Annotated in this window: 13 protein-coding genes; 6 read left to right on the forward strand and 7 right to left on the reverse strand. The window is 62.0% G+C overall.

Features of this window, described 5'->3' with window-relative positions; all coding sequences use genetic code 11:
- Positions 1 to 5: 5 nt before the first annotated feature.
- The 3 genes from dmul_RS09430 (at position 6) to dmul_RS09440 (ending at position 7234) form a co-directional block, all read left to right on the forward strand.
- A complete protein-coding gene (locus dmul_RS09430) occupies positions 6 to 2525 on the forward strand; it encodes a bifunctional acetate--CoA ligase family protein/GNAT family N-acetyltransferase (RefSeq protein ID WP_020878100.1) in 2520 nt (839 codons plus the stop codon).
- Positions 2526 to 2727: 202 nt separating this feature from the next.
- Positions 2728 to 4425 (forward strand): acetate--CoA ligase, encoded by a 1698-nt coding sequence (acsA, locus tag dmul_RS09435; protein WP_020878099.1) that lies wholly within the window; start codon positions 2728 to 2730, stop codon positions 4423 to 4425.
- 100 nt (positions 4426 to 4525) lie between these two features.
- Positions 4526 to 7234: a bifunctional acetate--CoA ligase family protein/GNAT family N-acetyltransferase gene (locus dmul_RS09440; RefSeq protein ID WP_020878098.1), complete on the forward strand. Its 2709-nt coding sequence runs from the start codon at positions 4526 to 4528 to the stop codon at positions 7232 to 7234.
- Between the two features lie 49 nt (positions 7235 to 7283).
- On the opposite strand, the gene dmul_RS09445 is transcribed toward dmul_RS09440, so the two are convergent.
- The 5 genes from dmul_RS09445 to dmul_RS09465 all read right to left on the reverse strand — a co-directional run bounded on the left by dmul_RS09445 (position 7284) and on the right by dmul_RS09465 (position 13349).
- Positions 7284 to 8261, reverse strand: coding sequence for a quinone oxidoreductase family protein (locus dmul_RS09445; protein WP_020878097.1), 978 nt, complete (start codon positions 8259 to 8261; stop codon positions 7284 to 7286).
- 1 nt (position 8262) lies between these two features.
- Positions 8263 to 8520, reverse strand: coding sequence for an acyl carrier protein (locus tag dmul_RS09450; protein ID WP_020878096.1), 258 nt, complete (start codon positions 8518 to 8520; stop codon positions 8263 to 8265).
- A gap of 81 nt (positions 8521 to 8601) precedes the next feature.
- The gene (locus tag dmul_RS19725; protein ID WP_020878095.1) at positions 8602 to 11040 is read right to left on the reverse strand and encodes an AAA family ATPase; all 2439 of its coding nucleotides are present in this window, start codon (positions 11038 to 11040) and stop codon (positions 8602 to 8604) included.
- A 43-nt stretch (positions 11041 to 11083) separates the two neighbouring features.
- Entirely contained in the window at positions 11084 to 12262 is a 1179-nt protein-coding gene (locus tag dmul_RS09460; protein WP_020878094.1) for a ChaN family lipoprotein, read from the reverse strand.
- A gap of 10 nt (positions 12263 to 12272) precedes the next feature.
- Complete coding sequence (locus dmul_RS09465; protein ID WP_020878093.1) at positions 12273 to 13349, reverse strand: hybrid sensor histidine kinase/response regulator; 1077 nt, start codon at positions 13347 to 13349, stop codon at positions 12273 to 12275.
- Positions 13350 to 13889: 540 nt separating this feature from the next.
- On the opposite strand from dmul_RS09465, the gene dmul_RS09470 reads away from it, so the two are divergent.
- Complete coding sequence (locus dmul_RS09470; RefSeq protein ID WP_159449702.1) at positions 13890 to 16652, forward strand: ATP-dependent DNA helicase; 2763 nt, start codon at positions 13890 to 13892, stop codon at positions 16650 to 16652.
- Here dmul_RS09470 and dmul_RS09475 read toward each other — a convergent pair.
- Positions 16566 to 17303, reverse strand: a complete 738-nt coding sequence (locus tag dmul_RS09475; protein WP_020878091.1) for an ABC transporter permease — start codon at positions 17301 to 17303, stop codon at positions 16566 to 16568. The two genes, dmul_RS09470 and dmul_RS09475, sit on opposite strands and share 87 nt — an antisense overlap.
- Positions 17300 to 18136, reverse strand: coding sequence for an ABC transporter ATP-binding protein (locus dmul_RS09480; protein WP_020878090.1), 837 nt, complete (start codon positions 18134 to 18136; stop codon positions 17300 to 17302). Before dmul_RS09480 ends, dmul_RS09475 begins: the two co-directional genes overlap by 4 nt.
- A gap of 827 nt (positions 18137 to 18963) precedes the next feature.
- Here dmul_RS09480 and dmul_RS09485 point away from each other — a divergent pair.
- Both dmul_RS09485 and dmul_RS09490 read left to right on the forward strand, forming a co-directional pair.
- The gene (locus dmul_RS09485) at positions 18964 to 19590 is read left to right on the forward strand and encodes a lytic transglycosylase domain-containing protein (protein WP_020878089.1); all 627 of its coding nucleotides are present in this window, start codon (positions 18964 to 18966) and stop codon (positions 19588 to 19590) included.
- A gap of 33 nt (positions 19591 to 19623) precedes the next feature.
- The gene (locus dmul_RS09490) at positions 19624 to 20955 is read left to right on the forward strand and encodes a hypothetical protein (RefSeq protein ID WP_020878088.1); all 1332 of its coding nucleotides are present in this window, start codon (positions 19624 to 19626) and stop codon (positions 20953 to 20955) included.
- Positions 20956 to 20977: the final 22 nt, after the last annotated feature.

The raw sequence follows: 20977 nt of genomic DNA on the forward strand, positions 1-20977 counted from the left end.
GCAGCATGACGATCCGATATCTTGACAAGATGTTCAAGCCGGCGTCGATGGTCCTGATCGGCCCCGGTCCCATGCCTGGGACCGTCGGAAACGTCGTGCTCCAAAATGTCCTCGGGTCCGGTTTCGAGGGGAAAATCTTCCGGGTCGATCCCGGGCCGGAAACGCCGGCATCCCCGGCGACGGACATACCGACGTACGCGCGGATCTCCGAACTTCCCGAAGTACCCGATCTCGCGGTCATTCTGAGACCGCCGGCAGCCGTCCCCGGAATCCTTCGGGAACTGGGGGAGAAGGGCACCCGCGCAGCAGTGGTCATGATGCCGGGGCTGTTCGAAAAACACCCGTGGACGCGGGAGCGCCTCGGCCGGGAGATGCTGGCCGCTGCAAAGCCTTACGGCCTTCGCATCATCGGACCCGGCTCCCTGGGGATCATGTCGCCGTTGGCCTTTCTCAATGCCGGTTATGCCCACATCCACGCATTGTCCGGATGGCTCGCCTTTGTCGGGCAGTCCGACAATATGATCGCTTCCGTTCTGGACTGGGCGACCCACCACCGGATCGGATTTTCCCATTTCGTTTCCCTGGGCGACTCGGCGGACGTCGACGTCGGGGATATGCTCGATTATCTTGCCAACGATCATCACACCCGTGCCGTCCTGCTCTATGTCGAAACCGTCGCCGATGCCCGGAAATTCATGTCGGCGGCCCGGGCCGCATCCCGGATGAAACCGGTCATCGTTTTCAAGGCAGGCAGGGCGGGGCCCATCGTTCCGGACGGTGTTTCCCATGTGGAATCCGACGCCGTTTACGACGCCGCCTTCCGCCGTGCCGGGATGCTCCGCGTGAGCAGCATCCAGGCGCTTTTCGACGCCGCCGCCACCCTGGCCGCTCTTCAATCGGTGACCGGCAGCCGGCTGGGGATTCTCACCAACAGCAGCGGCGCCGGCGCCCTTGCCGCGGACAGCCTCATCGCCGGGAATGGGCGCCTGGCCGAGTTCACCTCCAAAACCGCCGCCCGACTCCGGCGGATGCTTCCGGCAACGTCCCCTCCGGCAAATCCCCTCAATCTTGGAGAGGACGCCGATCCCGACCGATATGCCGCCGCCCTGGAAATTCTCCTGGAGGATCGACACACCGATGCCGTACTGGTCCTCAACTGCCCCCATGCTATTGTCTCCGGCACTGCGGTCGCACGAGCCGTTATCGAGGTCTTTCGGTCGAAGCTGGATCCCTATGGAAAACGCCATACCCTGCTGACCAACTGGATCGGCCGGGGGGCGGCCGTGGGACACGGGCGGCTTTTTGCAGAAAACGCCATCCCCACTTACGAAACCCCGGACGACGCCATACGGGCGTTCATGCGGATGGTCCGCTACCGGCACAACCAGGAAATGCTCATGGAAACCCCGCCGAGCATCCCCGACGCCTTCTCGCCCGTCGGCGACACCCCGCGGAAGATCATCGGGACCGCGCTTGCCCGGGGCCGTGATCGGCTTACCAAAGCCGAAGCATCGGCCCTTCTCGAGGCCTACCGCATTCCGACGGCAAAAATGGGCGGGCTCGCGGATGCGGAAAGGGCGGAAGTTGAGGTGAACTGCCGCTCCAATGCCCATGAATTGATGATCGGGATGACGGAGGATGCCCGATTCGGCCCCGTCATCCGTTTCGGGCACGGGGGGAACGCCGTCGACATCATCGACGACCAGGCCCTGGCCCTGCCGCCGCTCAACCTGCACCTGGCCAGAGAGGTCATGGAAAGAACCCGTATCTTCAAGCTGCTGAAGGGATACGGCGACACGCCCGCCGCCGATCTCGACGCCGTTGCGCTGGTTCTGGTCAAGGTGTCTCAATTGATCTGCGACATCGCGGAGATCCGCGAACTGGTCATCAACCCGATTCTGGCGGACCCCGACGGGGTGACGGTTATGGACGCCGCTTTCCGGATCTCGCCCTCGGAAAGCCCGCCGGAAGCGCGTCTGGCCATCCGTCCATATCCGAGGGAACTGGAGGCGGCGGTCCGGACGAAGGACGGCCGGGGCCTCCTGGTCCGTCCCATCCGACCGGAGGATGAACCTGCGTTCTGCGACCTGTTTGACAGCATGTCCCGGGAAGAGGTCCGCCTCCGGTTTTTTCGGTACATGAAAACGATCTCCCACACCCTGGCGGCCCGTCTCACCCAGATCGATTACAACCGTCAAATGGCCCTGGTACTGACGGACATGCCGGAACCCGGGGCAACGGCGTCGATTTACGGCGCGGTGCACGTCAACATGGATCCCGACAACGTATCCGCGGAGTTCGCCGTCATGGTCAGAAGCGACATGACCGGCATGGGGTTGGGCTCTCTCCTGATGCGGCAGGTCATGCAGTACTGTCGGCGTCGCGGGGTTTCCGAAATCTTCGGCGACGTTCTGGCGGACAATACCGCGATGCTGGCACTGGCCCGATCCCTGGGATTCCAGGTGGAACGCCGGCCGGAGGATCCGGCGGCGGTGGTCGTCCGCCTGCGCCTGGACGACGCATAGGCCCGTGTGGGAGGCAGGGCGGTGATGGACGCTTTACACGCTGTAAAAGGGGCCGACGTTTTGCGGAGCCTCGTCTTCCGGTCCGGCGCCGGGCGCTTTACCGGAAACGACGGGACGACACGGTGCCGGGAAGGACCCTGACGGTTCGGCACGGGCGTTGCTTCATACACATCGAGGCGTTGCTGTCGCCTTTGGGGGGAACATGACGAAAGACCACACCGACACAAAAAGCCCGGGATTCTCCTGGGATGCGGTACAATCCGCCCTGGCCGGGCTGCCGAACGGCGCCGGCCTCAACATCGCCCATGAAGCCGTGGACCGGCATGCCGCAGGTCCCCTTCGGGATCGCACGGCCTTTCGCTGGATCGGCGAGGACGGTGATCCGCAGGACCTCTCCTATGGGAAGCTTTCGGCCCTGACCAACCGGTTTGCCAACGTACTCGAGGCCCTCGGCGTTGAAAAAGGGGACGGGGTCTTTGCCTGCGCCGATCGCATTCCGGAGCTCTACATCGCGGCCCTGGGCGCTTTCAAGCACGGCGCCGTTTTCTGCCCGCTCTTTTCCGCATTCGGTCCGGAGCCGATCCGTCAACGCCTCGAGCGCGGCAAGGCCCGGGTGCTGCTCACCACCGGCCGCCTGTTCCGGCAGAAGATATCGGCGCTGACAGAGCAGCTTCCCGACCTGAGGCACGTCATCCTCACCGACGCCGTCACGGCGGACACCCTCGCCTATCCGGATCTCATGGCGGCCGCCGCCGACACCTACGCCATCCCGCCGACGGATCCGGAGGACAGTGCCCTGCTGCATTTCACCAGCGGAACCACGGGGATGCCCAAGGGTGCGATTCACGTTCACGGCGCGATCCTGGTCCACCACATCACCGGAAGGCATGTGCTGGACCTGAGGGACCCGGATGTTTTCTGGTGCACCGCCGATCCCGGCTGGGTGACCGGCACCATCTACGGCATCATCACCCCCCTTCTCATGGGCGTCACCAGCATCATCGACGAAGGGGCGTTTGACGCGGTGCGCTGGTTCGAGATCCTGGCCTCACAGGGGGTGACGGTCTGGTACACGTCGCCCACCGCCATCCGGCGTCTGATGCGCGTCCCCCCGGAGGAGATCCGCCGGTACGACCTCGGGCGTCTGCGGCATATCCTGAGCGTCGGCGAGCCCCTGCCCCCGGATGCGATCCTGTGGGGTCGGGCGGTTCTCGGCCGCGACATTCACGACACCTGGTGGCAGACGGAGACCGGCGGCATCATGATCGCCAACACCCCGGCCGTGACCATCCGGCCGGGATCCATGGGAAAGCCCATTCCCGGCGTGACGGCCGCCGTCCTCGAACGGCGGGAAGACAATACCGTCGCCGTCATCGAGGCGCCCGAAACCGTCGGGGAGCTGGGGCTTGCCGTGGGATGGCCGTCCATGTTCCGGGGATACCTCAACGAGCCCGAACGCTATGCGCGATGTTTTTCAGACGGCTGGTACCTGAGCGGAGACCTGGCCTGTCGGGATGCCGACGGCTATTTCTGGTTTGTGGGGAGACGGGACGACATCATCAAGACCTCCGGCCAGATGGTCGGGCCCTTCGAGGTGGAGCGCCTGCTCCTGTCCCATCCCTTTGTGGCCGATGCGGGCGTGATCGGCAAGCCCGACCCCATGATAGGGGAGGTGGTCAAGGCCTTCGTCGTGTTGAAGCCCCACATCCGGGCGGACGACGACACCCGTCGCGAACTCATGGCGTTTTCGCGGAAAAATCTGGGGGCGGCCATCGCGCCGGGGGAGATCGAATTTGCGGACAGCATCCCCAAAAACCGCGCCGGCAAGGTCATGCGGCGGCTGCTCAAGGCGCGGGAGCTGGGGGAAGACCTGGGCGATCTATCGACATTGGAGGACTGAGCCGGAAAACATACGGCCGACGGGTGACGGTCCCGGGTGTGCCGGGACCTGATCCGTCGCCTTTTTCCGGTCTTCGGCCTCCCACCAAAAGGAGCGGACCATGACGATTCGGAATCTCGACAAGATGTTCAAACCCAAGTCCATTGCGCTCATCGGCGCCAGCGATACGCCCGGCACATTGGGAAACGTCGTTACGCGAAACCTGCTCGGCGCGGGATTCGAAGGGGATATTTTCCCGGTGAACCCGAAATATGCCACCGTATCCGGGGTTGCCGCCTATCCGGACGTCGCGAGGATTCCTTTTGTTCCGGACCTTGGCGTTATCGTGACCCCGCCGGATACGATCCCCGGCATCATCCGTCGCCTGGGGGAAAAGGGCACTCGGGCCGCCGTCGTCATCAGCGCGGGATTCATCGACGTACAGAACCGGAACGGACGAGCGCTGCAGCAGGCCATGCTCGATGCGGCCAAACCCTACACGCTTCGCATCATCGGCCCCAACTGCCTGGGGGTCATGGCGCCGGGCGGCTTTCTCAACGCCGGCTTTGCGCACATCCACGCCCTGCCCGGACGACTCGCTTTCGTGGCGCAATCCGGCGCAGTGATCGCATCGGTGCTCGACTGGGCTACCCATCGCCGGATCGGCTTCTCCCAACTCGTATCCCTGGGCGACATGGCGGACGTCGATTTCGGCGACATGCTCGACTATCTCGCCAATGACAGCCACACCCGCGCCGTCCTGCTCTACGTCGAGGCCGTCACCCATGCCCGGAAGTTCATGTCGGCGGCACGGGCGGCGTCGCGGATGAAGCCGGTCATCGTGGTCAAGGCCGGACGGCATGTCGAAGGGGCACGGGCGGCCGCATCCCATACCGGCGCCATGGCCGGATCCGACAGGGTTTACGACGCAGCATTCCGCCGGGCGGGCATGCTGCGGGTCAGCGACATGCAGGCCCTCTTCGATGCCGTCGGCACCCTTTCCGTCACCCAGTCGGTGTCCGGGGACCGGCTGGCCATTCTCACCAACGGCGGCGGGGTGGGGGTCATGGCTACCGACACCCTGATCAACAAGAAGGGGCGTCTGGCCGCCCTGAGCCCGGAGACCCTGGATCGCCTCGAGGATGTCCTTCCGTCCACCTGGTCCCACGGCAATCCCGTGGATATCGTGGGCGACGCCGCCGGCGATCGGTATGCCGCCGCCCTGGAGAACCTGTTGGGGGATCCGGAAACCGACGCCGTCCTGGTGATCAACGTGCCCACGGCGGTGGCGTCGAGTTCGGAGGCGGCCCAGGCCGTCATCGATGTTTACAAGGAAAAAAGTCGAGCCCAGTCCCGGCCCAAAACCCTTCTCACCAGCTGGATCGGCGAAGGCGCCGCCGCGGGATCGCGTCAGCTCTTCACCGACAACGGGATTCCCACCTATCAAACTCCGGATGATGCCGTCCGGGCGTTCATGCAGATGGTCCGTTACCGGCACAGCCAGGAGATGCTGATGGAGACGCCGCCCAATGTTCCGGAACAGTTCAGGCCCGATCCCGGGGCGGTGAGGGCGGTTGTCGGGAAGGCCCTCTCGGAAGGGCGCGAGTGGCTCTCGGAAGCCGAGGCCAAAACGGTGCTGGGCGCCTACGGAATTCCCGTCGCCGAAACCCTGACGGCCGAAACCCCAGAAGCGGCCGAGCGTGTCGCCGCGGACATGGGGCTTCCCGTGGTCCTGAAGATTCTCTCCCGGGACATCACTCACAAATCCGATGTGGGCGGCGTCGCCCTGGATCTCGAGTCCCGGGCGCGGGTGCGCGAAGCGGCGGCGGCCATGCTGGGCCGGGTCCGGGAGGCCTTTCCCAAGGCGGTCATCGAGGGCTTCACCGTCCAGCCCTACATTAAGAAGCCCCACGCCCACGAGCTCATCGTCGGCATGACCGAGGACGAGCAGTTCGGACCCGTGCTCCTTTTCGGCCACGGCGGCACGGCCGTGGAGGTCATCGACGATCAGGCGCTGGCCCTGCCGCCGATGAATATGCATCTGGCTCACGAGGTCATGTCCCAGACCCGTATTTACCGGCTGCTCGAGGGCTATCGGGGAACCCCGCCGGCTGACCTCGAGGCCGTGGCCCTGACCCTGGTGGAAGTCTCCCAGTTGATCTGCGACATTCCCGAGATCAGGGAACTCGACATCAACCCGCTTCTGGCGGACCATGACGGCGTTATCGCACTGGACGCCCGGATGCGCGTGGCGCCTGTGGAAGATGCCGCGACGGATCGGCTGGCGATTCGACCCTATCCCAAGGAACTGGAGGAGATTATCCGGCTGCCCGACGGCCTGGAATTGATGCTGCGCCCCATCCGGCCGGAAGACGAACCGGGCTTTCAGGATCTCTTCACCCAGCTCTCCATGGAGGAGATCCGCCTTCGCTTCCTGCACTATATGAAGATACTTTCCCACTCCCTGGCGGCGCGACTGACCCAGATCGATTACGATCGTCAGATGGCCCTGGTGCTGACGGATCCGCCGGACCATGAAGGCAGGAGGGAGCTTTACGGCGCGGTGCGCATCAGCGCCGACCCGGACAACGAGCGGGCTGAGTTCGCGATTCTGCTGAGGGGCGACATGACGGGCATGGGCCTCGGCCCCCTGCTCATGCGGCGGATCATCGACTATGCCGGAAAGCGCGGGATCGGTGAGCTGTACGGGGACGTCCTCGCCGACAACAAATCCATGCTGACCCTCGCCCGGGCCTTCGGGTTCAGGGCCAGGCCCGATCGGGAGGATCCCGGGATCATGATCGTGACCCTCCCGCTTTCAAAGGACTGAGGCCGGATCCCTGAACGCGCTCTCCGACAGCGGCGGGAAGGGCGCCCGGTCAGGGAATGAGCACCGAGGATCCCACGGTTTTCCGGTCCTCCAGATCCCGATGGGCCCTGGCTGCCTCGGCCAGGGGATAGGTGTTCCGAACCGCGATGGTGACCGCGCCCCGGCTTACCACATCGAAGAGGTCCCCGGCGTGGGCCGTCAGGTCCTCCCGCCGGGCGGTGTAGGTCATCAGGCTGGGCCGCGTCAGGAAGAGCGACCCCTTTGCCGCCAGGACGGCGGTGTCCAAGGGCGGAACCGGTCCTGAAGACTGGCCGAAGCTGACCATCGTTCCCATGGGTCGGAGGCAGTCCAGGGACTTCATGAAGGTGGCCTGACCGACGGAGTCGTAGACGACGTCGACCCCGCGGCCCTCCGTGACGGCCTTCACGCGTTCGGGAAAGTCCTCGGTCTTGTAAAGGATGGGATGGTGGCACCCGTTGGCCCTCGCCAGTTCGGCTTTCTCCTCGGATCCCACCGTTCCGATGACCGTGGCGCCGAGATGCCGGGCCCATTGGCAGACGATGAGCCCCACGCCGCCGGCCGCGGCATGGATGAGGATGGTGTCTCCGGCCTTGACGGGATAGCACCCCCGCAGCAGATAACGGGCGGTCATGCCCTGCAGCATCATGGCCGCCGCCTGGGTGGATGAAATCGTGTCGGGGAGGCGAATGAGCCGGTGGGCCGGGATACGGCGTTTTTCCGCGTAGGCCCCCGGCGGCAGTCCCGCGTAGGCGACCCGGTCTCCCACCGCCGCCTCGGTGACGCCGTCGCCGACGGCTTCGACGATCCCGGCCCCCTCCATCCCGATGACGCCCGGGAGGCTTGGGAGCGGATAGAGGCCGCTGCGATGGTAGACATCGATGAAGTTGAGCCCCACGGCCTCGTGCCGCAGCAGGGCTTCCCCGGGGCCGGGCGCGCCCGGATCGAATTCCTCCCAGCGCATGACCTCGGGTCCGCCGGTTTCGTGAATGACGATGGCTTTGGTCATCTCATACCTCCTTTTGACGGTATTTGGGCCCAAGATAGGAGAGGCATCCGGAAAGGGAGGCCAGGAGGGGACATTCCGTCTCGGGGATTCGGATCCCGAGCCGTTCCTGAAGCTTGATCGAGAAGTTCAGAAAGTCCACCGAACTGAACTCGAACTGGTCCCGGAACCGGGTATCCGGATCGAGTTCGGAAAGGTCCGCTTCCGGCGCAATGTCCCGGATGATCTCCAGGATGATGTTTTTGAGTTCGTCTGATGTCATAATATACTCCTTTTGAGGACAATTGAAAACAGCCGGGGACGCAAGGCCGGCGGACAGCGTCTACGGCCGTGGGCACGGCCTTCAGTCTCCCTTCATCAGTACATCCAGCTCAGCGCCGTCGACGATCTCCTGTTGAATGAGGACGGACGCCAGATGTTCGATCCTGTCCCAGTGCTTTTCCACGAGCATCCCGGCCTTGGCCGAGGCATCGCCGATCCAGTGCTGGATACGCTTCTCCAGTATCCCCTGAAACATGGTTTTTTCCACATGGTGCTGGAGGGTATCCACATGGACAAACCCGATCTCTTCGTCCATGCCCATCCCCGCGACGGCCGAATAGGCAAGTTGCGTGGCCTGCTCGAGGTCGATTCCCGATCCGCTGTCCATGCCGCTCGGGCCGAATTTCCGGATCTGGGCGATCCTTCCCGAGAGCATCACACAGATATTGTTGAAGATCTCCTCTTTGGTGAAATTGTCGTCGAAATCCTCGCCGGTGTAGGCGACAAACCCCAGGGTGTTGGATCGGGGCGTGATGGTGACCTGCTCGATCTTGACGTGGGGCAGGAGGGTCTGGGAAATCACCGCATGGGCCGCCTCGTGGATGGCGGTTTTCCTGAGGTCTTCCTCGATGTTCCGAATGTGTTTCCGGTCGAGCTTGCTCCCGTACTTGATGGTGTTGATCTGATCGATGAGGATCTCTTCGGTGATGCAGTCCAGATCGTTGCGGATGGCGTAAAAGGCCGCCTCCTGACCGATGCGTTCGAGCTCGTATCCGCTCATCCCCGAGATATAACGGATGACCTTGTCGACGTCGATGTTGCCGTCGTTGGGTTTTTCGAGGATTTTCTCGATGAAGAACCGCCGGGCCTCACGATCGAGCTCCGGAACCTCGACGGAAATGTCGATCCGGCCGGGGGAGACCAGATCGGGGTTGACGTCCTCCCGGTTCTGGGCCGTGACGATGGTGAAGACGAACTCGGCGGGATCCGAGGAGACGGCTTCCAGCTCCATCAGGATCTGTTCCACCGATATGGGGGTGAGCGTCCCCTCCACGACGCCCTTGATGTCGATTTCGTCCAGAAAGACGATGCTGGGGGCGAACACCCGGGCCTTCTGGTAGACCTGCCGGATAAAATTGGGATCGAAAAGGTCGCTTCCCGAGACATAGACCAGGGGCAGGTTGGCCTCCCTGGCGAATGCCTTGCCCAGGAGGGTCTTGCCGACGCCCGCGGGACCGTGAATGAGCATGCCCTTGGGCATCCCGATCCCGAACGCCTTGACCTTGTCCGTCTTTTTCAGGATCGAGATGATCTCCCTCAGATGCTTCTTGACGGGTCCGTGGCCGGCGACGTCGTCGAACCCCGTGGCGGAGAATTTGATTTCGGGAAGATCGTCCTGGAAAAGCGGCTTCGCGGGCGGCAGCTGTTTCCGGGCGACCCGGGCCAGGGTAAAGGTCACGGCGTCGTCGCCGGTCTCGACATCCCAGCCGAGCTCGATGGTCTCGTTCCTGATGAAGAGCTGCTGGGAATGGGTGATGCTCAACCGGTAGTGGCGCTTCAGAAAGGTGCCGGCCGCTTTCGAGATCCTGAAAACGGCCTTCCCCGGTATGGGATGTCCCTCCCGGACGTATTGGGTGATCTGCCCGAGAAGCAGATCCGGCAGCCGTTTCTGAATGCGGCGCGTGTTGATGTAGGGTGCGAAGGAGAGCACCAGCAGCTTGACCATCGGGACAAAACCCTCGAACACCAGCTCGATGCCCGTGGTTCTGGAAAAATGACGGGACAGGGTCTTCAGTGTGGTTTTGCCGATTTTCACCACGGCGTCCAGGGAGAGCCGCCGGAAAATCACCAGGTATGCCTGGGACATCACCGAAAGCAGCTTGGTGGAGATGACGGGCTGAACCGTCTCGAGCCCCATCTTTTTTTCCTTGGAGACGGCATCCATGATCAGGGCCTGGGCCTGGAGGCGGTTCTCCCGGACCGCCGTCATGAAGGCGCGACTCTGGTACATGGCGCTGCCGAGGGTGGAGGTGAAAATCACCAGCACCTCGCTGCAGTCGAGGCCGGTTTCCTGGGGATCGCCGGTGAGGATCTCAAGAAGGGCGTTCTGGAGCCGCGTGTCCGCCTTTTCGATCTCATTGAACAGGAGGATCGACCGGGGCCGGCTCCTCAGAAAGACCATCAACTCGCCGTCCTGACCGCCGTCGTAGCCCACCTGCCCCAGAAGCCGGGTCTCGTCCTCGGGGGTGGTGTACTGTCCCATGTCGAACTGCCGAAAGGCGGTGTAGTCATCCATGAGGGCGGCCAGGGATCGGGCCAGATAGGCCTTGCCCACGTAAGGCGGTCCGATGAAGGTGAAGATGGCCCTGGGTGGAGACTGGACGGGTTTGCAGGCCATGTGGATGAAGGCGTCGATAACCTCGTCGATGGCCTCGTCCTGGTCGTAGACGAGCTTTTTCAACTTCCGCCCCAGCTTTTCATATTTCTGAAACACGTTTTGCCGAGCCTCGGTCGGCTTCATATGGGCTCCTTTTGAAGGCGGTCGGAGGGGACGCCGCGGTGTTTCACCCTCGCCGGCCGGGTTTGAGGGAAGGATCCGTTACGATGATGAAGGTGTCGCCGCCGGCCGCGGCAGGGTCGAAGGCCGGAAACGAGGACAGGGAAAGCACCGTCACCGTCACGATCGAGACATCCTTACGGTACTCCCGGAGGTGTTCCGGAATGCCCAGCCCGGATTGGCTGTGGAATTTGCCGTTGACGTGGAGCGCCAGGGCGCCGGGGTGACGCGCTAAAGCCTCCGAGAGGTGAAAGGCCATGCCGGCATCCCACAGGGATTGGGCCGCCAGGAGGCGCTCGAAGCGCTCTTCGATTTCCGCTGATGCCGCGGCCTCGGAAGGGGCGTCCATGGGCGGCGCCGGGATTGCGGGTCCATGGGGAACGTTTCCCACCTGGGTTTCTTCCCAGAAATTCCTGAATTTTTCGCGATAGGCCGCCGAGGCTTCGCCGTAGGGCAGCGGCGGGAGCCAGGCCCTGGACGCCGGAAAGAGGGGATCGAGAGCCGAACGGCCCAATCGGGCGACGCGGTTGACGTACCGGCTCGGCGCGTTGGCCGCGACGACGGGGATGCCGTTGCTTCTGGCGAATTCGATCAGGGGGCGGTAATCGGTCGGATATCCCGGCCACGGTCTCGCGGCCTTCAAAAAGTGACGTTCGGTGATCAGGTCCGCGAGATATTCATCCACGACCGTTTGAACGTCCGCCTCGAACATTTCCAGGGAAAGAAGAACGGGTCTTTCCCGCCCGGAAGGGCCGCCGGATCGGCAGGCCTCGAAGAGCCGCTCGAGAAGGTTCGATTCCAGAAAATGGGCCGCCGGATCGTCGTGTTCCTCTCCGATGAAAACGACGTCCGCCGCGGCGGCCGCCGAAACGATATCCTCGAGGGTCGCGGGGGCGCCGACGCCGTCGTAGACCCGGAAATGTCCGGGGGTGACGGCGGGGGCTTCGGGCGCGCGCATTCTCCCGTGGGGGGAGCGGATGCCGCATCCGGCGGCGAGCAGCAGCACGCCGATGCAGATCAGAGGTCCTATGGTTTTGGTGATCACGTCTGGCTCGCTTTCTTTGGGTTCGGATGCATTGTCATTCAACTTCCGGTGTTCGAGGCCGGTGCCGGCAGGGGAGGGCCTACGCGGTCTGGAGTCGCCGACACGGCACTGAATGTCAAACCGACGACTGAATCCTACCATACCCTCTCGATCAGAGGATGGGAAGTGCAAAACTGAAAATGGCACCGGATCCGATCCGGCTCTGAACGCCGATCCTTCCGTTGTGCGCCTCGACGATTTTTTTGGCGATGGCGAGTCCCAATCCCGTACTGGCCTCTCCGTCGGTGGGCGGGCTCCCGAGCCGCTGGAACTCCCCGAAGAGCCGTTTCTGGTCCTCGCTGGAGATGCCGGGGCCCTGGTCCCTGACAAAGACCCAGGCCTTCCCGTCTTTTCGCTTCAGGAACACCTGCACGAGACTGCCTTTGGGGGAATACTTGACGGCATTGCTGATGAGGTTGTCGATGACCTGGCTGATGCGGTTGGGGTCGAAGGAGAAGGGCGGAATCTCCTCGATTTCGGTCTGGATGGTAATCTGCTTCTTGGCCGCCAGGTGCTCGGCAAACTGAATCCTCTGCGTCAACAGGGTGTTGAGGGAGGTCGCCGCCGTGGAGAGTTTGAGATGGCCGCTCTCGATGATCGACACGTCCAGAAGATCATTGACCAGAGAGAGCATGTGCCGGGCGGACTGATCGATTCTCATGAGCAGATCGTCGCCCTTCTCGGGAGACTCCCGGAGAAGTCCGGAGCGCAGCACCTGGGCGATGTTGATGATGACCGCAAGGGGGTTTCTGAGATCGTGGGCCGCGATCCTCAGGAATTTGTTCTTGATCTCGTTGGATTCCCTCAGCTTGTCCTGCGCCTCGACGAAACGCTTTCCGACGGCGACGCGGCTGCGGAGTTCGTTGACGTAAAAGGGTTTGGTCAGGTAATCGTGGGCCCCGCTGTCCAGGGCGTGGACGATGCTCTGTTTTTCCGTTTTGCTGGTCAGGAGGATCAGGTAGATGAATCGCTCGTCGGCATGATACTGCATGCGTCGGCAGATCTCGACGCCGTCCGGCTCCGGCATGACCCAGTCGAGTATGGCCAGCCGGGGCGGATCCTCCGAGGTCAGCGCCGACCAGGCCTGGACCCCGTTCACCGCCTCGATGATGTCATACCCCCACTTGGCCGCGATATGCTTGAGGTAGGCGCGAATGGTCGGGTCGTCATCAGCGATGAGCAGCTTCATCGATACTCCTTCACCTGAGGCGGAACGCGGATCAGGGCGGGGTTAGTAAAGGATCAGGCTGAAGACTGAAGGCTGAAGGGGTGCGTGTGTGACGGCCGCGACACTTTGCGGCGTGATCTGCAATTCATAATTATGAATTTTGAATTATGAATTTTGAATTAACAGTTACTGACCCCATAACCACTTAATCACATAACCCACTATCCCCGAACCAACAAACAATCCGTTTAAACCCTTTCAGCCTTCGGTCTTCAGCCTTTAGCCTTCAGCCTTCAGCCTTTAGCCTTCTGTACTTTAGCCTTCAGCCTCCAAATATAATTTTTATTATACACCGAATCAACGGATTGATCAAGAACGGTGTTTTTCCGGGAAAACGCTAACAATGGTAAAACGGCAAGACAAGGGAAAAATTGACAATTTTGGCGGGCTCTGATAAACCCTCCGTCATTCGATAGGCTGATGGGCATCCGGTTTCTTATCTTTCAATGCTTAGCCCCTGTTTCGCCAGTGTTCAATTCTTTTACCGACATCATCAGGAATGTGGCTTTCATCTTTGTCCACGCCGGCAGGCCGCCCGTCGACGGGCGGCGCATCTATGCCGTTGCCGCGGCCGTCCTGGAACCGGGGGGCGGGCGGAAAACCTTCACGTCCCTGATCGATTACCCCCGCATGACGGCCCGTGAGCGCTACGCCTCCGGTGTTTCCCGGGAAATGACGGCGGCGGCGCCTTCCGCCGGGGCGGTCTCCCGGCAGCTTCAGGCATTCCTCGACGGAACCCCTTTCTTCATGGCCCTGGATGACTACGGCGTCATCGATGAACTCTCGGCCCTCTCAGGGACGGCGCGTTTCGTCGACGTCGGCTTTGCGGCCGAGTTCTTCGTACCCGAGCTGCGGTCCCACACCCTCAAGAGCCTGTGGGAGTACCTGACGGGAAGGGAGCGGGACACGGTCGGCTTCAGCCCGGAGGAGGGCCTCGACCTCTGCATCGATCTGGCGCGGCACATATCCGGGTCCTGCCTTGCCGACGATCATACGCCTTACGCGCCGGTGCTTCGCCGGTTCATGGCCAGAAGCGGCACCCTTTTCGGGAGCGCCTGGATAGGGCTTCATCGCCGTTTTAAGGATTATTTCGGCGAAGGCGTCAACCCCTCGAAAGAGTTCGACACCGCCGACTGGCGACGGTTTCTGGAACGCGTCGAAAAAGCGGCGGAAAAGCCCAAGGCCCGACGGCCCCTTGGCAGGATCTCACGGGAAAATCTCGAGAACCTGTACCGCGATCTTTCGGCGTCGGCGCCGGGGTTCACATACCGTCGGGAACAGGTCCAATTTGCCGGCCATGTGGCCGATGCCCTCAACGACGCCGCCGTGTTGACCATCGAAGCCGGAACCGGGACCGGAAAAACCCTCGGGTATCTCCTGCCGGCCATGGAATATCTCAGGCTGAACCCGGGTGAGCGGATCGTGGTCTCCACCTACACCAAGAGCCTCCAAGAGCAGTTGTTCCACAACGAGATCGCCTTCATCCGTCAGACTTTGCCGGTCTATCCCGACATCCGTATCGTCCTGCTCAAGGGGAAAACCAGTTACGTCTGCGTCGAAAAACTCGACAACCTGTACGACGACGCCCTCACCGGCGAAGACCTTCTCTCCTGGCTCTATTGCCTTGTCACCGCGTTTCGCTTCAGGCAGGCCGAGATCGGCACGGTGGGGGTGCGGATTCGACGCTATCTCGACGCCGGAGGACGGTTCGGCCGGATGTTGAGGGACGTCTCCGCCGGCAGCGGATGCCCGCCGTCCCACACTCGATGTCCGGCCCAGGTCGTCACGGCCCAGGCCGGGGCCGCCGACCTCGTCATCACCAACCACCACAAGCTGGCGCTCCTGGATCGGGATCCGCTTCTCGGGGGATGCTTCGACAATTATATCATCGACGAGGCCAACCATTTCGAGCCGGCTGTCCGGAATGCCTTTGCCCTGGCGATCCATTCCCGGGATATCAAGGCGGCGGCCGACGGCCTGGCCCATCGCCTTCGATCGCTTCCGGACGGGATGCCGGAGACGAACACCGCCGCCGCGGGGATCACGGCCGACCTTCAATCCCTCCGGGAGGCCCTTGCGGATTTCAGGGACGGCCTGCTTTCCATCGATTCCGCCGCTGCCCGGGGCGCTGTTCACACCCTCCACCACGATCATCCGGTCTTTGCGGACGACGGGCTGAGGTGCCGCGTGGAGACCCTTCACGCCGCCGTGGAAACCGTTGTCCGCGGTTTTGCCTGGGTGAAGGACGACACGCTTTTCGACGCGGCGAACCTGGACCGAAAGACCCGGCGACACATGGCGATCCATCTCGAGCTGCTGGAAGAGTGTGCGGGAACCCTGAAGGGAATTCGGGAGGCCGTCGTCTCGGAAAATACGGTCACGGTCTATCGGATCTTCCGGAAGCACTGGTTCGTTGCGGCCCACCCGGTGGCGGTGGGGGACCTGATCCGCCGTCAGATTTACGGCAGGAAGCGATGCATCGTCTACACGGCGGCCACTCTCTGCCATCGGGATCGCTTCGAGAGCTTCAGGGATATCACCGGCATGGCCCCGTCGCCGACCATCGAGGAAGCCGCCGCCCCCAGGGCGTTCCGCTTTGAACGGATTCCCTCCCCATTTCCCGGGGATGCCGCGGAGATCATCGTCCCGCCCGGCGCGGCCAGTGGAAAATACGACAACAAGGCCGCCTGGGTGGCGGCGGTCTCGAACGCCCTGCCGGAGCTTATCCGGGCCAACCAGGGCCGGACCCTGGTTCTTTTTTCGAGCTACCGGGATCTCGAGCAGATCCTCGACAACATCGGCGGGGCGTTGGAGGCGCTACCGTACCCGCTGCTGGTCCAGCGGCCCGGCGAGCCCACCGCGGACCTCTGCGACGAATTCCGGGCCGTCAGGGAGAGCGTGCTTCTGGGGGTCGACACCTTCTGGTACGGGGTCGACTTCAAAGGCGACACCCTCACCCAGGTGATCATCACCCGCATTCCCTATCCCCCGCCCAACGACCCCATCCAGACGGCCCGAAAGCATCTCCTGCCCGCCAGGGACTTCTGGGAGAGATATCGCTACGACACGAACATCAAAATGAAGCAGGGCATCGGGCGCCTGATCCGCTGCGAGACCGACCGGGGGAAAATCGTCGTCCTCGATTCGCGGTATCGGCCCCGGCGGCTGCGCCCGCCGTCAATCCCTCGCCTTGTTGACGCACCGGAAGGCCGCGAAGAAAAAGATCACCCCCAGGCCGAGGAGAATGCCGTAGCCGACCGGTGACGGCGTATGGCCGAAGGCGGAGGCCCGGATGGATCTGGCGGCGTGGGTAAGGGGCAGGAAGGCCAGGAGCTTCTGCGCCCACATCGGCAGACGCTCCACCGGGAAGAAGGTGCCCCCCAGAAAAGCCATGGGAATGATGACGAAGCTGTTGATCATGGCCTGATCCGCATGGGACTTGACCAGCATCGCCAAGGCGACGGCCAGGGAGGCGAAGACGAAGCTGTTCAGGAGGACGGCGGCCCAGAACAGGGGGGTGTAGGAGAGGAAAACCCCGAAGAACGCCCCCAGAACGAGGATGACGCATACGGCCATGAGGGCCCGGGTCATCCCCGCCAGCACCTCTCCGGTCACGTAGGCCATGTTGCTGATGGGAGCGGCCTGGAATTCCTCGAAAATATGCCAGTAGAACCGGGCGATATTGATCTCGCTGGCGATGCCGAAGGCCTGGGTCATGCTGCTCATGGCCACCAGGCCGGGGATCAGAAATTCGGTGTAGGCCCGGCCTTCCACGTGGATGTGCCCCCCCATGGCATACCCGAAGGCGATCAGGTAGAGCAGGGGCGACACCGACATGGAGGCGAGCATTCGCCACAGGCGCCGCTTCAGGATCAGAAGCTCCCGGTAGTAGACCGCATGCCATCCCCGGATCATTTGACTTTTTTCCCCGTCAACGCCAGAAAGGCATCCTCCAGGTTGACCCGCCGCAGACTGAAGCTGTCTTCCTGATGGGCGACATGGTTTTTGGCCGCCTCCCGGGTGTTGAAATAACGCGTTTCCATCTCTCCCTCCCGCACGCGGTCGACGGCCCAGACCCCGATCCGCGAGATGAGCCGCGGGGGCGTGTCGATGGCTACAATGGCGCCCTCGTCCAGAAACGCCACGCGATCCGCCAGGAACTCGGCCTCCTCGATATAATGGGTCGTGAGGAAGATCGTGGTGCCCCCCTGTTGAATTTTTTTGATCAGCGCCCAGATCCGCCGGCGAATGCCCGCGTCGAGGCCCACCGTGGGCTCGTCGAGAAACAAAATCCGCGGCGAGTGCACCAGGGCCCGGGCGATCATGATCCGGCGCTTCATTCCGCCGGAGAGCTGTTTGGCCGGGGTCCGTTTCCGATCCAGGAGATCGATGTACCCCAGGAGTTCGTCGATTTTACGCCGCCGCTCCTCGCGGGGCATGTGAAACAGCCGGCCGTGAACGTCGAGGTTCTCGAATACCGTGAGTTCCTGGTCCAGGTTGGCCGACTGGGGAACGAGCCCGAACTGTCTCTTAGCGGCGAGGGTCTCTTTTTCGATGTGGAACCCGTTCAGGAAGGCCGCCCCTCCTGTGAGCCGGGTGAGTCCCGTCAGAATCCGGATGGTGGTGGTTTTTCCCGCGCCGTTGGGCCCCAGATAGGCGAAGAGTTCGCCCTCGGGAACATGGAGGGTGACCCCCTTCAGCGCCTGAACGTTTTTGTAGTCTTTTCTCAGGCTTTCGATTCGGATCATTGAAACCTCTCTAGGGGTTTTCCGGACTCAGGTTCGGGAACCGGTCCGGCGCACCGGCGCCGTTCGTTCGGCCGGCCCGGCAAGGGTGTCTCCCCGGGCCCTGCATGAAGGTGAGGGACTATATGCGATGCCGGACCCCTTGTCAATGTGGTGCCGCTTCAGGCAGGGAAGGGGTTTTGAAAATAACGGAGGCGGATCGTTACAGAGGATCTGCAAAAATTATCATCTATTACATATGGTATGGTTCTGAACAATGCATTTTTCACCAAAAGGACGTAGAAAAACGGGTAATTTTTCACAGATTTTTCTTATGATTCATCTAATACCCCATAACTGATTAGAATTCATGAGGATTAAATTTCTTGATTTATCGGCCTTAACAGGATAAAAATCTATACTTTTTTTAAAAGGCTTTATTCAACTATTTATTTTTGAGACGCTCTTCGGGAAGCCGCGTCGGCAGGGTATGGCTGCCGAGCACCAAAAGTTGAAGAATTATTGAAATTCTCGATTCGACTTTCATAACGGCGGCGGAAAGCCGGAGAAGACCGAATGGGCGTCTTCAACCTTCCGAACACCGAAAGTCGATTGAAATTTTTTTTTAATTTGAGAGGACCCAGATTTTTGCGGGGCGCCGGAAACAGAGCATCCTGAAACCGTTTTCCCGCCCCGGATGTACGACGGAAAATCGGCAACTCACTACCGTCACGGGGTTTTGCCGGGATGACTCCCGCTTCGAATGCCGCCGCCCATATTCGGACGGCCGCATTGTTTTCGGGAGGCAACCACGCTGCACGGCAAAGCAACCGATGGCAAGGAGGAACCTTATGACATCATCATCTGAACCTTCAGCGTCCGATACAGGAGGTATTTCACATTCACCCCCGAAAAAATTATGGCTGCTGATCTTCTGCATCGCAACGGCATGTTTCTTCACTGAAATTCCCAGTGCAAAAGGCCGTCCCTTCTCCGCCGCCGATCCCACCGTGAACCATCGCGATGCCGGCACGAACACGGCATCCATCACCATCGCCAGGAAGACGGAAAACGCCTACGACAAGATCATCCTGGAGGCGGCCCATCGCCACGATGTCCACCCGGCGTTGATCAAGGCGATCATCAAGGCGGAATCCAGTTACAACCCCAGGGCCGTTTCCAGGAGAGGCGCCCGCGGGCTGATGCAGCTGATGCCGGGAACCGCCCGGGCCATGGGGGTGAAAAACAGCTTCAATCCCAAGCACAACATCCACGGCGGAACCAAGTATTTCAGACATCTCCTCGATCAATTCAAGGGCAATATCCGGCTGGCCCTTGCCGCATACAACGCCGGCATCGAACGGGTCAGGCATTACGGACGGGTTCCGCCCTACAAGGAAACCCGCAGCTACATCAACAAGGTCATGTCCTATTACCGTGAATACCGTTCGGAGATGCGGATGATGGCCAGGAGTTGATGCCGCTCTGAAAATCCCCATGGTGTCGTTACGGTGAAACGTGTCCGTTGGTACGCCTATCCCGTCGCAGCGGTCGTCGTCGGGGTGCTGATCATCTGGGGGGTCGCCGGGTACGCGGCGGAGGCCCTGGGCCCCCTGCGGTGGATCCTCTGGCTTGGCGGGGTATCGGCCCTGGCAGGCGCCTTTTTCTTCAAAAGAGATCTGACGGCGGAGGAGATCCGTACCCTTGACGATCGCCTCGAACTCATGGACGAAAAATCCAGGTTCGAGAGTGCGAAAAAAGCCATGGAAGCGGACCTGGACCGCCGGTCCCAGGTGATCCGGCAGCGGGAGGCCGACCTTTTCCAGAAACTCATGACCTTTCACGAGTGGATGGAGTTCCCGGAGGGGCTCGCCGTTGAAAGCCGGCCGGCGGCCCCGGACGATACGTCGTCGGAACATCTGCAGAAAGACCAGGCGGTGCTGACGCTGATTCGGGAACGGACCGAGCAGCTTTTCGACGACATCAAAAACAAGGCCTACATCAAGGACGGTCACTTTGAAAAAGGTCGCCTGACCCTGGACATGGCGGTCCTGATGGAGTCGGTGGCCCGGATCTACCGACCCGATTCCGAAAACCCCCTCCTCGAAACCAACATCGAGCTGCTCTTGAGGGCCGTCAACCGCATCGCCCTCCAGATGCTGGTGGTGTTGGAACAGCTTCCCCTCGATATCAAGAGCTACAATATCCGGAACATTCACGACAGCGTCCAGACAGGGCTCAGGATCTACGGGGCCTACAAGGCCGCCAACCCCTACTGGCATTTTTTTCGGCCGGTCTACTACCTGGGGCGCTACGGCCTGGGCGGGAACCCTGTCACCCTGGGCGTGACATGGGCCCTGGGGGAGCTGGCCAAGTCCGGCGCGAAAAAGCTATCGTCCCATGTCGCCAACCGGTATGCCCTGGGGTTGCTCCACGACATGGTCTTCATCGTCGGGAGCGAGGCCGCGGGGATCTTCGGCGGCGACTTTCGCTATCGGGAGGCCAACTGGGTCTTCGGCGCCGAGCTGACGGAGATGGTCCGGCGGTTTCCCTTCTCCGAGGCCACCCTTCTGGCGGCCCTCAACGAGATCGGGCGCCTCCGGCTGCGGAGTGAATACGACCGCATCTTCCTGTACCGATGCCTGGCCGCCCGAAAAAGCGCCGGCCCCGGGCGCGTGGACCCCCGGAAATGCCTCTCCGGAGCCGAGCGCCGTGCCGTGGGGGATCGTCTGGCGGCGTTTTTCAACAGCCACATCACCCAGTACGGATCCCGCAAGGCCCGCCGATGGCAGGCCGAAGCGGAGGCCCGGCTGGGCGTCGGGATCTCCGTCAAGACCCATTGACGCCCCTCACGGCTTTCTTCCA

This window comes from Desulfococcus multivorans, assembly GCF_001854245.1.
GTDB classification, from domain to species: Bacteria; Desulfobacterota; Desulfobacteria; order Desulfobacterales; family Desulfococcaceae; genus Desulfococcus; species Desulfococcus multivorans.